12 protein-coding genes are annotated in these 14,106 nt (G+C 70.6%); 2 read left to right on the top strand and 10 right to left on the bottom strand.

Annotated elements, in window-relative coordinates; all coding sequences use genetic code 11:
* The 3 genes from M4D53_RS10405 to M4D53_RS10395 all read right to left on the bottom strand — a co-directional run.
* A partial coding sequence (locus M4D53_RS10405) for an ABC-F family ATP-binding cassette domain-containing protein (RefSeq protein ID WP_259953898.1) occupies positions 1-1,675 on the bottom strand: 1,675 nt, incomplete at its 3' end.
* 272 nt (positions 1,676-1,947) lie between these two features.
* Entirely contained in the window at positions 1,948-2,679 is a 732-nt protein-coding gene (locus M4D53_RS10400) for a hypothetical protein (RefSeq protein WP_259953897.1), read from the bottom strand.
* A 1-nt stretch (position 2,680) separates the two neighbouring features.
* Positions 2,681-4,066 carry a glycine--tRNA ligase gene (locus tag M4D53_RS10395; RefSeq protein ID WP_187662571.1) on the bottom strand — a complete coding sequence of 462 codons (1,386 nt, stop codon included), beginning with the start codon at positions 4,064-4,066 and terminating at the stop codon, positions 2,681-2,683.
* A gap of 116 nt (positions 4,067-4,182) precedes the next feature.
* Between M4D53_RS10395 and M4D53_RS10390 the strand changes: the two genes are divergently transcribed.
* Positions 4,183-5,652 (top strand): peptide MFS transporter, encoded by a 1,470-nt coding sequence (locus M4D53_RS10390; RefSeq protein WP_259953895.1) that lies wholly within the window; start codon positions 4,183-4,185, stop codon positions 5,650-5,652.
* A 15-nt stretch (positions 5,653-5,667) separates the two neighbouring features.
* On the opposite strand, the gene M4D53_RS10385 is transcribed toward M4D53_RS10390, so the two are convergent.
* On the bottom strand, positions 5,668-6,357 hold the full coding sequence (locus M4D53_RS10385; protein ID WP_259953894.1) for a GNAT family N-acetyltransferase: 690 nt from the start codon (positions 6,355-6,357) through the stop codon (positions 5,668-5,670).
* A gap of 48 nt (positions 6,358-6,405) precedes the next feature.
* Positions 6,406-7,026: a hypothetical protein gene (locus tag M4D53_RS10380; RefSeq protein ID WP_187662574.1), complete on the bottom strand. Its 621-nt coding sequence runs from the start codon at positions 7,024-7,026 to the stop codon at positions 6,406-6,408.
* A gap of 56 nt (positions 7,027-7,082) precedes the next feature.
* Here M4D53_RS10380 and M4D53_RS10375 point away from each other — a divergent pair, with 56 nt between their 5' ends.
* Entirely contained in the window at positions 7,083-8,525 is a 1,443-nt protein-coding gene (locus M4D53_RS10375; protein WP_259953893.1) for an MFS transporter, read from the top strand.
* Between the two features lie 87 nt (positions 8,526-8,612).
* On the opposite strand, the gene M4D53_RS10370 is transcribed toward M4D53_RS10375, so the two are convergent.
* The 5 genes from M4D53_RS10370 to M4D53_RS10350 all read right to left on the bottom strand — a co-directional run bounded on the left by M4D53_RS10370 (position 8,613) and on the right by M4D53_RS10350 (position 14,095).
* Positions 8,613-9,011 carry a hypothetical protein gene (locus tag M4D53_RS10370; RefSeq protein ID WP_187662576.1) on the bottom strand — a complete coding sequence of 133 codons (399 nt, stop codon included), beginning with the start codon at positions 9,009-9,011 and terminating at the stop codon, positions 8,613-8,615.
* Between the two features lie 122 nt (positions 9,012-9,133).
* On the bottom strand, positions 9,134-10,099 hold the full coding sequence (locus tag M4D53_RS10365; protein ID WP_187662577.1) for a serine hydrolase: 966 nt from the start codon (positions 10,097-10,099) through the stop codon (positions 9,134-9,136).
* A gap of 112 nt (positions 10,100-10,211) precedes the next feature.
* Positions 10,212-12,197, bottom strand: a complete 1,986-nt coding sequence (locus tag M4D53_RS10360) for a M13 family metallopeptidase (protein WP_259953892.1) — start codon at positions 12,195-12,197, stop codon at positions 10,212-10,214.
* Between the two features lie 45 nt (positions 12,198-12,242).
* Positions 12,243-13,400 carry a sensor histidine kinase gene (locus tag M4D53_RS10355; protein WP_259953891.1) on the bottom strand — a complete coding sequence of 386 codons (1,158 nt, stop codon included), beginning with the start codon at positions 13,398-13,400 and terminating at the stop codon, positions 12,243-12,245.
* Positions 13,400-14,095, bottom strand: a complete 696-nt coding sequence (locus M4D53_RS10350; RefSeq protein ID WP_259953889.1) for a response regulator transcription factor — start codon at positions 14,093-14,095, stop codon at positions 13,400-13,402. Before M4D53_RS10350 ends, M4D53_RS10355 begins: the two co-directional genes overlap by 1 nt.
* Positions 14,096-14,106 lie beyond the last annotated feature (11 nt).

Here is a 14,106-nt window from a genome sequence, read left to right as displayed (position 1 = left end):
TGGTGGCCACCCCCTCCTCGACCTGCACGCGCCGCGCGTGCTCCGCGTGACGCCGCCACCGGCGGTCGTGCGTCACTGTGACGACGGCGGCGGGGTGATCGACGAGGGCGTCCTCGAGCTGCTCCACGAGCTCGGGGTCGAGATGGTTCGTCGGCTCATCGAGCAGCAGCAGGTCGAACCGCGACGCCAGGGCGACCGCGAGATCCAGCCGGCGACGCTGCCCGACCGAGAGTGTCCGCACGTCGCGGTCCGCCTCCGGCCCGCGGAAGAGTCCATGAGCCAGGAGAGCGTCGTGCGCATCCGCCGGCGGCGTCCCCGTCGGCGCCGCGAAGACCTCGATGGCCGTGCCTCGCAAACGGGTATCGACCTCCTGCCGGAGGAACGCGATCCGCAGCCCGTCCGCGTGGCGGATCGTCCCGGACGCGGGGATCAGCTCGCCGACGAGGAGGCGGAGGAGCGTCGTCTTCCCGGCGCCGTTCGGCCCGGTCACGAGCCACCGCGAACCGGCCTCGATCGTCCACTGCGACACGTCGAGCCGTCGTCCCGGTTCACGGAACGAGACGGCATCGAGGGTCAGGAGTGGGTCGTCGAGCGGTGCCCGATCCTCTGCTGCGACCACGAACCGCAGGGGCTCGGGCGGCGCCGGGCACGGGTTCTCCCGCAGCCGCGACAACCTCTCCTTCGCCATGCGGATGCGTCCGACGGCACCGTGGTCGCGGCTCCGCGCCCGGAACGCGCCATGACCGAAGCCGTCGAGCTCGAGCTTCCGCGGGATCGCCTGCAGCCGGAACGCGTTGGCGGCGAGCAGCGACTCGGCCCGGGCGACCTCGGCCTTCCACTCCTCGTGGCGCGCGACCGCCGCACGTCTCTCGGCCTCGCGCGCTCGCAGGAACCCGGCGTAACCATCGCCGTAGCGGCGGATCCGACCGTCCTCCACCTGCACGACAGCCGTCGCGAAACGGTCCAGGAAGTCGCGGTCGTGGGTCACGACCACCAGCGCTCCGCGGTGCGCCGCGAGACGGTCCTCGAGCCAGGTCAGCGCCCGATCGTCGAGGTCGTTCGTGGGCTCGTCGAGGAGCAGCATCTCGGCTCCGGAAGAGAGGGCGACCGCGAGAGCGAGCCGCGCCCGCTCTCCGCCCGACAGCGCGGCCACCGGTCGCGCGCGGTCCACTCCGCCCAGCCCGAGCTGTTCCAGGGCGGTGTCGATGCGACGGTCGACGTCGTATCCCTCGCGGGACTCGAAACGGTCCTGCAACAGGGCCACAGCGGCCATCTGCTGCGCACGCTCGGCGGAGCCCCCGGCGGCGAGGAGCTCGTACGCGTGGCCGAGGTCGCGCTCCAGCACGCGGAGGTCGCCGAGGAGATCGTCGATGGCATCGGCCATCGTCGCTCCATCCGCGAACACGGGGTTCTGCCGGGCATGAGCGATCCCGCCGGGGAGGTCGAGCCGCACCTCCCCGGATGTCGGTGCGAGAACACCGGCGAGCAGATCGAGCAGCGTCGACTTCCCGGCGCCGTTGTCGCCGATGACGGCGAGGCGGTCGGCGGGTCCGACGGCGAGATCGATGCGGTTCAGCACGAGACGGTCGGCGAACCGGACGGAGGCGGCCTGCAGCGCGCACTCGCGATGAACGCGGGCCGGAGTGTCGGAAGGGGGCGAGGGTACAGGGAACATGAGGGGTCCTCTCCGGCGGCGCACGCGCACCGCCGGGATCTGCGTCGATGACGCGGGGAACAGGAACCTCGACCGCACCCTGCTCGGGTGCGGGTCGCTCAGGACCCACCGCGGAGAAGAGCTCTCGACGCGGCGTCCCGATCTAGCGAATCAGAGTACCCACGAGGAGCGACCATAGCAGGGTCACTCCGCGCCCGCCAGACCCCGCTTTCTCGGCGAGACCCCGACCTACCCCCACACGCAGCCCGGGGTCTCGGCGGGAACCCGGGGGCTCAGCGGGAGCGGAGGCGGGAGGAGAGGCGGGCGTGGGCGGCGGGGACGGCGAAGAGGAGGATGATCGCGAGGACGATGCCGCGGACGATCCAGAGTCCGGGCTCCCAGATCACCTCGTAGTTCCCGGGAAGACCGAGGAACGCGGCGATGATCGATCCCCACGACGCGCGGCCGCTGCTGTCCGTGTCGATCGAGAGTCCGCCCACGATGCTCAGCACCCCGAGGCTCAGCAGCACGATCGGCATGATGAGGGCGCCGGGCTTCGCCTCCCCGCGGGCGATCAAGCGGATCACCGTCACGAGCGACACGAGGGGGAACACGAAGAAGAACCAGACGAGGGCGCCGAGCAGCAGCCCCACGACGATGAAGATCGGCACCCAGATCAGCATCCAGGGGCCTTCGTCCGCGATGAAGTAGTCCGGGTCGCGGAGGATCGCGACGACGAAGCCCGCAAGGGTCCCCAGCGGCAGCACCGCGAGCACCCACCAGAACACGGCCTTCGGCACCCGCTTGCGCTCCCCCAGCCGCGCCATCACGATCTGGATGATGACCGCCGCCGCGAGCGCCGGGATGCCGAACATCGCGATGATCGGGCCTGCGCCGTCGTTCTCGCGCAGGTCGAGCACCGTGAGGATCATCCACGACACGGCGAGCGCGCCGAGCACGATGGCCGCGACCGGACGCACGGGCGAGGATTCCACCCGCGCGTCGGCTCCCCCCGGTGCCGTCATGTCAGGCGCCGCGGAGGCGCTCCGCCAGGTAGGCGTGCAGCTCGTCGATCGGGACGCGCTCCTGTGCCATCGTGTCCCGGTCGCGCACCGTCACGGCGCGGTCGTCGAGTGAGTCGAAGTCGACCGTGACGCAGAACGGCGTGCCGATCTCGTCCTGGCGGCGGTAGCGCCGGCCGATCGCACCGGCGTCGTCGAAGTCCACGGCCCACGAGCCGCGCAGCGTGTCGGCCACCTCGCGGGCGAGCGGCGACAGCTTCTCGTTGCGCGACAGCGGGAGCACGGCGGCCTTGACCGGAGCCAGGCGCGGGTCGAGCTTGAGCACGGTGCGCGTGTCGGTGCCGCCCTTGGCGTTGGGCACCTGCTCCTCGACGTACGCGTCGACGAGGAAGGCCATCATCGCGCGAGTGAGTCCGAACGAGGGCTCGATCACGTACGGGGTGTAGCGCTCGCCCGTGGCCTGGTCGAAGTACGTCAGGCTCTGGCCGGAGGCCTCGCTGTGGCTGGAGAGGTCGTAGTCGGTGCGGTTGGCGACGCCCATGAGCTCGCCCCACTCCTTGCCGGCGAAGCCGAAGCGGTACTCGACGTCGATGGTGCCGGCCGAGTAGTGCGCGCGGTCCTCCTCCGGCACGTCGAACTGCCGCATGTTCTCCGGGTCGATGCCGAGGTCGATGAACCAGTTCCAGCACGCCTCGACCCAGTGGTCGAACCACTGCGGCGCCTCGGCGGGCGGCGTGAAGAACTCGATCTCCATCTGCTCGAACTCGCGGGTGCGGAAGATGAAGTTGCCGGGGGTGATCTCGTTGCGGAACGCCTTGCCGACCTGGCCGATGCCGAACGGCGGCTTCTTGCGGCTCGCGGTGAGCACGTTCGCGAAGTTCACGAAGATGCCCTGCGCGGTCTCGGGGCGCAGATAGTAGAGGCCGGACTCGTCATCGACGACGCCGAGGTACGTCTTCACCAGACCGGAGAAGGCCTTCGGCTCGGTGTACTGCCCCTTGGTGCCGCAGTTCGGGCAGGGGATGTCGGCCAGACCGTTCTCGGCCTTCCGCCCCTTGCGCGCCTCGAAGTCCTCGATGAGGTTGTCGGCACGGAAGCGCTTGTGGCACTGCAGGCACTCGACCAGCGGGTCGGTGAAGGTCGCGACGTGGCCGGAGGCCTCCCACACGCGCTTCGGCAGGATGATGCTGGAGTCGAGGCCGACCATGTCACCGCGACCGCGCACGAAGGTCTGCCACCACTGGCGGCGGATGTTCTCCTTCAGCTCCGTGCCGAGGGGTCCGTAGTCCCAGGCCGACCGGGAACCGCCGTAGATCTCACCCGCCTGGAACACGAACCCGCGGTGGCGGGCGAGGGCGATGACCTTGTCAAGACGGGACTGTTCGGCCACGGTGGCTCCAATGGTCGGATGCGGAGAATGCCCGTGAGCACGGGCACCCCCAGTCTATCCGGGGCCGGAGCGCAACCCCTGGCCGCGGGACCCGCGGGAGGAGTACCGTCCCACGCATGAGCACCACCGCGCACCCGCCCGCCTCCCGCGACGAGGACACCCGCTTCTTCGGGCAGCCGTGGTCGCTCGTGCACATCTTCGGCGTGGAGATGTGGGAGCGGTTCAGCTTCTACGGCATGCAGGGCATCCTGCTCATCTACCTATACTTCTCGGTGACCGACGGCGGCCTCGGGCTTCCGGAGGCGGTGGCGGGCGGGATCGTCGGCGCGTACGGCGGCTCCGTGTACCTGTCCACCATCCTCGGGGCCTGGCTCGCCGATCGGCTGTTCGGCTCCGAGCGGGTGCTGTTCGTCAGCGCCATCGTCATCGTCTCGGGCCACCTCGCCCTCGCGCTCCTGCCGGGGTTCGTCGGCGTCGGGGTCGGACTCGTGCTCGTGGCCCTGGGCTCGGGAGGCCTGAAGGCGAACGCCACGTCGGTCGTCGGGACGCTGTACCGTCCGGACGACGAACGACGCGACGCCGGGTTCTCGCTGTTCTACCTCGGCATCAACCTCGGCGCCTTCCTCGGACCGATCCTCACCGGGCTGCTCCAGTCGACCCTCGGCTTCCACTGGGGGTTCGGCCTCGCCGCCCTCGGCATGACGCTGGGTCTCGTGCAGTACTCGTTCGGCCGCCGCGGCCTGCCCGCCTCCTCGCGCGAGGTGCCGAACCCGCTCCCCCGCACGCGCTACCCGCTGGTCGCCGGCATCGCGGTCGGTGCGGTCGTCGTGATCGCGGTGCTCGTGCTGACCGGAGTCATCCAGGCCGACAACCTCGCCACGATCGTGATCGGGGTCACCGTGGTCGCCGCGGTCGCCTACTTCGCGGTGATCCTCGGCAGTCGCCGCATCGACGCCACCGAGCGCTCGCGGGTCTGGGGGTTCCTGCCGCTGTTCCTCACGAGCGTCGCGTTCTGGTCGCTGTACCAGCAGCAGTTCACGGTGCTGACGATCTACTCCGACAAGCGGCTCGACCGCGACCTGTTCGGGTGGGAGATGCCGGTGTCGTGGGTGCAGTCCATCAACCCGGTGTTCATCATCATCCTGTCCGGGGTCTTCGCGGCGATCTGGACGAAGCTGGGGAAGCGCCAGCCGTCGACCCCGGTCAAGTTCGGACTGGCCGCCATCATCATGGGCTCCGCGTTCCTGCTGTTCCTGCCGTTCTCCGGCGGCGGTGCGAACTCGACGCCGCTGCTCGCGATCGTCGGCATCCTGTTCGTGTTCACCGTCGCCGAGCTGCTGCTCTCGCCGGTCGGGCTGTCGGTGACGACGAAGCTCGCCCCGGCCGTCTTCCACACGCAGATGGTCGCACTGTTCTTCCTGTCCATCGCCCTCGGCACCGCCATCTCGGGCGAGCTCGTGAAGTTCTACGATCCGGGGAACGAGGTGCCGTACTTCTCGATCCTCGGCGGCATCGCGATCCTCGTCGGCATCGGACTGCTGCTGAGCGTGAAGCCGGTGCTGCGGCTCATGCGCGGCGTGCGGTGACGGCCGCGTCGCCGATCACGCGGTGAAGAGGTAGCCCCGACCGGCCTCGAAGCCGCCGATCGTGAGACCGCTGCCGAGCAGGCCCTCCATCTGCGCGCGCAGGCGCAGCCGCCACTCGTGCGCGGCCGCGGGGTCGGACTCCCGCATGCCCTCGATGTCGTCCGGGATCTCCAGCGTCTCGACGACCGCATCGTCCGCCGGGGGCTTGGCGATGTCCGCGAGGGCCCACTCGACGTCGAGGCGGTCGCTCTCGTCGCCCGCATCGCCGCCGCCGAAGATGCCGTAGCGGTTCACCGAGTAGCCCGTGGCGCGGGCGCCGAGGACGGTGAGGAAGAAGTGCGCGTTGCGGGCGACCAGCGGGTCGAAGGTCCACGTGATGCGGCCGACCTCGCGGGAGAAGGCCCACTGCCGCTGGTGCTCCTTGAGCTCCCGCCCCCATCCGCGCCCTCGGTACTCGGGCAGCAGGGCCGTGATGTGCGAGTGCATGGCACGGCGGGCCGGTTCGCCGAAGAAGGCGATCGAGGCGCCGACCATGCGCTCCTCGTCGCCCTCGCCGTCGAAGAAGCCGACGACGTAGTTGCCCGACTGCTGCAGGGCGCGCAGGGTCCCGGCGTCCACCACGCGCTGCGGACCCCGGATGGAGTCGAGCAGGCTCTGGGCGTCGAGGATGAGTTCAACGGTGTCGAGATCGCGGATGGTTCGCACGATCCCAGTCTGCCCCTCCTCCGCCCGTTCGCGGAAACCGACCCCGGGTCACCGGTGCGGAAAGGCCTGTCCCCCGCCCGCGGCGAGCGCCTCCGCGACGATGCGGAGGTGGTCCTCGGCCATCTCCGCCGGCAGCGGCGGCAGGATCCCGTCCCAGAACGCGAGCACCGCGCCGCGTCCCTGCATCATGCCGGCCGGACGGCCCAGCGCCCACATGTGCATGTGCGCGGAGCCGTCATTCCAGCGGCCGAAGTGACAGCGGGCGACGCCGGGGATGCTCTTGACCGCCTCCGACACGCGCTGCATCAGCGGTCCGAGAGCGGCGAGCACCTCCTGCGGGGCGTTCTCGAGGAGCCAGTGCTCACGCGGCGCGACCCCGCCGATGAACGGCAGGCCGCCGACATCCCACCCGGCACGCACCTGCCAGAGGTCGTCGTGCCAGATGGTGTGCACGCTCGGACCGCAGTGGCCGCACTCGGCCGGGTCCTGCTCGCCGGCTCGGGGTTCCTCCGGCACGAGCATCGGCTCCAGCGGTCGCATCGTGATGCTCTCGAACGCCCAGGGCAGGCCTTCCGCGAGCGCCGAAGCGTCGAGCACCTCCCCGATCGGGAGCCGTCGGTGGTACGCGGAGTCGGCGGGGTGCTGCACGGGCGCGGAGTCGTCGGTCATCCGGCCATGCAACCACATCGGCCCCTCCACTCCGGGAACGCCGATAGCCTGAGCCGGTGGGTGCGAACGACGACAGAGCCAGGAAACGCCTCTCCCGTACCCCTCCGCGGTGGGCGGTCATCGCCGTGCTCGCGTTCGCGGGCCTGTGCTCGTCGTTCATGTTCACCCTCGTCGTGCCGCTGCAGGCCGAGCTGCCGCAGCTGCTGAACTCCTCCCGCGAGGACACCACCTGGGTGGTCACGATCACCCTGCTCGTGGCCGCCGTCGCGACCCCCATCTCCGGCCGTCTCGGCGACATGTACGGCAAGCGCCGCGTCGTCATCGTGCTCCTCGCGACCCTCATCGTGGGCTCGGTCATCGCCGCGCTCTCCGGATCGATCGTCGGCGTGATCATCGGCCGCGCCCTCCAGGGGGCCGTGACCGGCGTCGTCCCCCTCGGCATCGCCATCATGCGCGACGTGCTGCCGCCGGAGCGCCTCGGCACCGCGGTGGCCCTGATGAGCGCGACCATGGGCGTCGGCGGGGCGATCGGCATGCCCGTCGCCGCACTGCTCGCCGAGAACGCCGACTGGCACATGCTGTTCTGGCTCGCCGCCGCCCTCGGAGTCCTCGGGCTGCTGCTGGTGCTCGCCGTGGTGCCGGAGGACGTACTCCGCTCCCCCGGCCGCCTCGACGTGCTCGGGGCCATCGGACTCGCGATCGGCCTCACGGGCCTGCTGCTGTTCGTGTCGCGCGGCGCCGAGTGGGGCTGGACGGCACCGCTCACCCTCGTCTGCGTGATCGGCGGCGTCGCGGTCCTGCTGCTGTGGGGCTGGTATCAGCTCCGCGCGAAGGATCCGCTGCTCGACCTGCGGGTCGCCGCTCGGCCCGCCGTCCTCTTCACGAACATCGCCGCGATCGGCATGGGCTTCGCCCTGTTCGCCTCCAACGTCACCTTCCCGCAGATGCTGGAGATGCCGGCGGTGGGCGGCGCCGGGTTCGGGCTCGACATGGTGGCCGCCTCGCTCGTCATCATGCCGGCGGGTCTGGTCATGATGGTGATCTCGCCGCTGTCCGGATGGCTGGAGCGCACCGTGGGGCCGCGTCCGCTCTTCACCGTCGGCGCCATCGCGATCGTGCTCGCCTACGTCTTCGTGCTGCTGTGGTCGACCGAGGTGTGGCACATCTTCGTCGCCAACATCTTCATCGGCGTCGGCATCGGGTTCACCTTCGCCGCGATGCCCATGATCATCATGCGCTCCGTGCCCGCAAACGAGACCGGGGCATCGAACGGGCTCAACGCGCTGTTCCGCTCCGTGGGCACCTCGACGGCCTCGGCCGTGATGGGCGGGGTGCTCGCGGCGATGAGCGTCGACGTCGGAGGCGTGGCCGTGCCGACGCGGACGGCGTTCGAGGTGTGCTTCTGGCTCGCGATCGCCGCCGGCATCGTGGCCGTGATCCTGTCGCTGTTCATTCCGCGGCGCCGTGCCACGGAGCAGCACCCCTCGCTCCCCGGCTGACTCGGCTCGTCGCAGATTCGCGTCGGGGTCGCAGGGATTGCCGCAGAACGTGCGACGTGCGGCGGATCTGCGACGCGGCGCCGGGTCTCAGCGGGAGATCGTGCGCGGATCCGGGTCGTCGGCACGCGGGGGCCGGAGGCGGGCGGGCAGCGGCCACGGCAGGGTGAACCGTGCGGTCGCGGGTCGGGTCATGTCTCCGAAGTCGTCGACCTTCACGACGATGCGCCCCGGAACACCTTCTTCGTCTGGTGTCACTTCGAGGATGCGCACCCGGAGCGGGCGGTCCCCCTCGCCCTCGAGCATCCACGGATCGGCGAGCCACGCGATGCCGTGCTCCTCCAGCGCGGCCTCCGCGTCCAGCCACTCGCCGGGGGTGGAGACCCTGCGTCCGAGCACGTCGACGGCGACCCAGTCCGCGCCCTCCGGATGGATCCAGCCGAGCAGCTCCCCGTCGTCGCGGCGGTGCGGAGTCCAGGCGTGAGGCATCCCCCGATGCTAGCCACCCCTGCTCCCGATCAGGCGCTCGCGCGAGACCAGGCTCACTGCCGTTCCAGAAGCCTGATGCCGCGCGGATGCCTGCGTTGACGCGCGGGGACAGGCGTGCGGAGTCAGTGCGTGTACTCCATGAGCTCGACCCCGAGCACGCGGAAGGCGTCGTGCGCACGGAGGCGGTGGCTGATCGAGAGGTCGTCGAAGCACACGATCATCGAGTAGGCGACACCGGCCCGCGGCCCCGCGAGCACACCGGCCTCGGCGCGCACCCCCCGATCGCGGCCGGTCTTGTTCACGAACAGCAGGCCGTGGGCATCGTGCTCGTGGGCGAAGGGGTCGAGCCCCGTCGAGGCGGCCACGAGACTGAGGTCCTGGTTGAGGCTGAGCCACTCCGACACCTGGGCGCTGACCGCGGCATCCACCACCTGGGAGTTGACGAGCGCGGAGAACAGACCCGCGAGCTCGCGCGCCGATCCCACGGCGACCTGCGGGGCGTCGTCCGGACCGCGGCGGTCGCGGAACCGGTCGAGCAGGGCGGTGCGCCGCAGACCCAGTTCCTCGATGCGCTCCCGCACCCGGTCATGCCCCACCTTCTGCAGCAGGATGTTCACGGCGATCGGATCTCCGGCGGTGGCGGCCAGCACGGCGAGATCCTCCAGCGGCAGCGCCGGTGCCCGCAGATGCCGCCACAGGCCGGAGCTCTCCACGGCTTCGACGCTCGAGCGCTCGACGATCTCGAGAGGGTCGAGGGCGCCGGACTCGAACGCCGCCGCCACCTCGATGAGCAGGGGGACCACACCGAGCCCCGCGACGGGCATCGTGACGTGGTCGTCCCCCGCCAGCACGTGCACATGGGAGTCGAGGTCGACCACGTGCACCGACACCTGTGCCCCGGCGTTCGCCAGGCCTTCGAGAGCCTTCAGCGTCGAGGTGAACGACCGCCGACCGACGGCCACGCGACGCGGCAGCCGGCGGGCTCCCGGCCGCTGCGAACGGCGACCGCTGGCCGACTCGGGCGCGCTCCCGGACGCTCCGGGAGCCGAGGCGTTCCGGAACGCGTCACCAGGGTCGGTCGCACCCACGCGTGGTCCTTCAGGAGGGGGAGGGATACTGCGCTTCCGGGAAGGGGCGCCCCGGCGGCAGGGCTATCGTAACCCCACCGCCGGGGCGCGTCTCACAGAGTGCGGAGGTTCGTCACCAGATGGTCACCCGGGAAGACTCCGGAAGCCATAGGGCGTCCTTCTCGGTGACCCCGAAGGCCTCGTAGAACGCGTCGATGTTGCGGACGATCTGGTTGCACCGGAACTCGTTGGGCGAGTGCGGGTCGATGGTCAGCAGACGCAGCGTCTCGGCGTCCCGGCTCTTCTGCTGCCAGACCTGCGCCCACGACAGGAGCAGCCGCTGCACACCGGTGTAGCCGTCGATGACCGGGCCTTCGACGGGCTCAGGGACCGCGGGATCGGCGCGCAGGGACAGCTCATACGCCTTCAGCGCGATGCCGAGCCCGCCCAGATCGCCGATGTTCTCGCCGATGGTGAGGGCGCCGTTCACGTGATGCTCGGCGTCCAGCCCCTCCGGCACGAGGGCGTCGTACTGGGCGATGAGCTCTTTCGTGCGCTCCTCGAAGGCGGCGCGGTCGGCATCGGTCCACCAGTCCTGCAGGCGCCCCTCGCCGTCGTACCGGCTGCCCTGGTCGTCGAAGCCATGGCCGATCTCATGCCCGATGACCGCGCCGATCCCGCCGTAGTTCGCCGCCGCGTCGCGCCCCGCGTCGAAGAAGGGGTACTGGAGGATGGCCGCGGGGAACACGATCTCGTTCATCGAGGGGTTGTAGTAGGCGTTCACCATCTGCGGCGGCATGTGCCACTCGGTGCGGTCGATCGGCTTCCCGACCTTGTCGATGTTGCGGTCGTGCTCGAAGATCGCCGCGCGGCGCACGTTGCCGAGGAGGTCGGCCGGGTCGATCACGAGGGCCGAGTAGTCCCGCCACACCTCCGGGTGCCCGATCTTCGGCGTGAAGGCGTCCAGCTTCGCGAGCGCACGCTGCCGGGTCTCGGCGGTCATCCACTCCAGCGTCTCGATGCTCTGCCGGTACGCCTCGACGAGGTTCGCGACGAGCTCGTCCATGGCTGCCTTCGCCGTCGGCGGGTAGTGCCGCTCGACGTAGACCTTGCCGATCGCCTCGCCGAGCGCCCCCTCGGTGACCGACACGCCCCGCTTCCAGCGCTCGCGGATCGTGGGGACGCCGGTGAGCTGGGTGCCGTAGAACGAGAAGTTCTCCTGCACGAGGTCGTCGGTGAGGTAGGGCGCCGCCGCGTGCACGACCTTCGCACGCAGCCAGGCCTTCCAGTCGTCCAGACGCTCGGGAGTGAGCAGGCCGCCCAGCCCTTCGAAGAAGCTCGGCTGCGCGACGACGACCTCGTCGAACGCCCGCGGGTTCGTCGGCGTCACGGCCTCGCGCCACGGGGTGAGGTCGACGCCGGCGAGGGCCTGGAGCTCGTCCCACGTCTTGAGGTTGTAGGTCGCCACCGCGTCACGGCTGCGCACGTTGTCCCAGTGGTGCCCGGCGAGCTCGGTCTCCAGGGCGATGGAGCGCTCGGCCTGCGCGGCGGCATCGGCGACACCGGCGAGAGCGAGCAGGCGCTCGAGGTGCTCCCGGTACGCCGCGCGGGTCTCTGCGAAGGTGTCGAGACGGAAGTAGCTCTCGTCCGGCAGCGAGAGTCCGGCCTGCACGAGCACCGGGAGGTAGCGCTCCGGGTTCCCGGGGTCGCCGTCGACGTAGAGGCCGATCACCGCCGCCCGGCCCTCCCGGTCGTAGGTCCCCACGGTGCGCAGGAAGGCCGGGATGCCGTCGATCGCGTCGATCTCGGCGAACGTCTCGGCCAGCGGGGTCACACCGGCGGCGGCGATGCGATCGGTGTCCATGAAGCTCGCGAAGAGGTCGCCGATCTTGCGGGCGAGAGTCCCCTCCTCCGCCTCCTGCGACTCCTCGACGATCGCGCGCACATCCTTCTCGGCCTGCTCGGCCAGCAGATGGAAGGAGCCCCAGCGCGCCTTGTCTCCGGGGATCTCGGTGCGAGCGATCCAGGCGCCGTTCACGTGACGGTAGAGATCGTCCTGCGGGCGGATGTCGGGGCTGAGGTCGTCGAGCGCGAGGCCCGCGGGAAGCACATCGGTCATGCGCTCCAGCCTATGGCCGGGGTCCCCCACGGTGTCCAGACGGCGTCACGGATGCCCAGGGGCCCCCACGGGGAGCGAGACGTTCATGCGGAACCCGGCGGCGGTGCGCTCGGCGAAGACGTCACCGCCGTGCGCACGCGCGAGGCCTCTGGCGATGGACAGCCCGAGCCCGGCACCCGACGCGACCCCGTCCTCGTCGCCGGCCGTCGCTCGCGCCGTGTCCTCGCGCCAGCCGACGTCGAACATCCGATCCAGGTCCTCCACCGCCACACCGGCCCCTTGATCCAGCACCCCCAGGACGAGTCGGTCCCGGTCGACCATCGTCGCGGACAGCACGATCTCCGTGCCCGGAGGGGCGTGCCGGACGGCGTTCGTGAGCAGGTTCACCACGATCCTGCCGAGCTGATGCGGATCGGCCCAGAGCACCGGACCGGCGATCCCGCGCTCGACGATGCGGAGGTCGCGCTTCGCCGCGGCGGCCGCGACGTCGGCCACCGCATCGGAGACGACATCCCACAGGACCACCTGCTCGGTCTGCAGTTGCACCGCGCCGGACGTGAGGCGGGACAGCTCGAAGAGATCGTCGACCATCCGGCTCATCGTCTCCACCTGTCCCCGCACCTGACCGGCGAACCGCTCCGGAGCGACCGCAACGCCGTCCTCCACCGCCTCGGCGAGCACACGGACCGCGGTGAGTGGGGTGCGCAGGTCGTGCGAGATCCAGGCGAAGAAGCGCCGACGGGCGGAGTCCAGCCGCACCAGCTCGGCCCTCGCCGCATCCACCTCGGCCGAGACCACAGCGAGCTGTGTCGAGAGGCCCGCGAGCTCGCGGGAGGCCGCCGCGTCCGCCACCGCGTCGTCCGTCCGACCGATCCTGCCCAGCGACACCGAGAAACCCTCGACCCAGGCGCGCACCGTCCGCGCCATGCACCACGCCATGCCCAGACCGAGCACGAGCGAGACCGCGATCACGGTGAGGAGGATCGTCAGGTCGTGGGCGGAGAGGTACATCTCGAGTGCGATCGCCACCACGGCCCCCGCCATCGCGACCGTGCCCGCACTCGCCACGACCATCAGCTGTGCGCGGAGTCCGCGACGCCGAAGGGCTCGCAGGAGAAGTACGGCGATGAGGGCGACGACGATCGCCACCAGCAGGCTCGTGACGACGATCTGCAGGACGACCGCACCGGAGGGCATCGTCATCAGCCGTCCCCTCTCGCCACGAAACGGTAGCCGACGCCCCATTCGGTGAGCAGATGGCGCGGGTCCTGCGGATCCTCCTCGACCTTCTCCCGCAGGCGCCTGACGTGGACCGTCACCGTCGACAGATCGCCGACGGTCCATCCCCAGACCTCGCGGAGGATCTCGTCGCGCCCCAGCGCACGGTCGTCATTGCGCACGAGGAAGACCAGCAGTTCGTACTCCCTGCTCGTCAGGGCGATCTCGTCTCCGCGCACCCACGCGCGCCGCCGGAGCAGATCGATCGCGAAGGCGCCGGCCCTGAGCTCCCCGGACGCGGCCTGCGCGGCGTGCGAGCGGCGGACGAGGGCCGCGATCCGCAGGGACAGCTCCCGCATCGAGAACGGCTTGGCCAGGTAGTCGTCGACACCGAACGCGAAGCCGTCGATACGGTCCTCCACCTCGCCGAGGGCGGTGAGCATCATGATCGGGACATCGGACGCGGCGCGCAGCTCACGACAGAGCTCATCGCCGCTGATGCCCGGCAGCATGCGGTCGACGATCACGACATCGGGCACGGTCTCCCGCAGCGCCGTTCGTGCCGAGACGCCGTCGCCGAAGCTCGAGACCGCATAGCCGTGCGTACGCAGATACTCCCCCACGGCCTCGCGCACCGTGGGGTCGTCCTCCACGACCGCGACTGTGACGACGCCTTCCATGCGGTCGAGGG

It is taken from the genome of Microbacterium meiriae (assembly GCF_025143875.1).
GTDB classification, from domain to species: Bacteria; Actinomycetota; Actinomycetes; order Actinomycetales; family Microbacteriaceae; genus Microbacterium; species Microbacterium meiriae.
The sequence above is the reverse complement of the archived record's forward strand: the minus strand, read 5'-3'. Positions and strand labels throughout refer to the sequence as shown.

What these genes read in the sequence shown, in the direction of transcription:
- M4D53_RS10370 (WP_187662576.1), bottom strand. Translation starts at nt 9,011, where the DNA reads ATGCCTCACGCCTGGACTCCGCACCGCCGCGACGACGGGGAGCTGCTC.
- M4D53_RS10360 (WP_259953892.1), bottom strand. Translation starts at nt 12,197, where the DNA reads ATGACCGATGTGCTTCCCGCGGGCCTCGCGCTCGACGACCTCAGCCCC.
- M4D53_RS10400 (WP_259953897.1), bottom strand. Translation starts at nt 2,679, where the DNA reads ATGACGGCACCGGGGGGAGCCGACGCGCGGGTGGAATCCTCGCCCGTG.
- M4D53_RS10355 (WP_259953891.1), bottom strand. Translation starts at nt 13,400, where the DNA reads ATGACGATGCCCTCCGGTGCGGTCGTCCTGCAGATCGTCGTCACGAGC.
- M4D53_RS10380 (WP_187662574.1), bottom strand. Translation starts at nt 7,026, where the DNA reads ATGACCGACGACTCCGCGCCCGTGCAGCACCCCGCCGACTCCGCGTAC.
- M4D53_RS10350 (WP_259953889.1), bottom strand. Translation starts at nt 14,095, where the DNA reads ATGGAAGGCGTCGTCACAGTCGCGGTCGTGGAGGACGACCCCACGGTG.
- M4D53_RS10390 (WP_259953895.1), top strand. Translation starts at nt 4,183, where the DNA reads ATGAGCACCACCGCGCACCCGCCCGCCTCCCGCGACGAGGACACCCGC.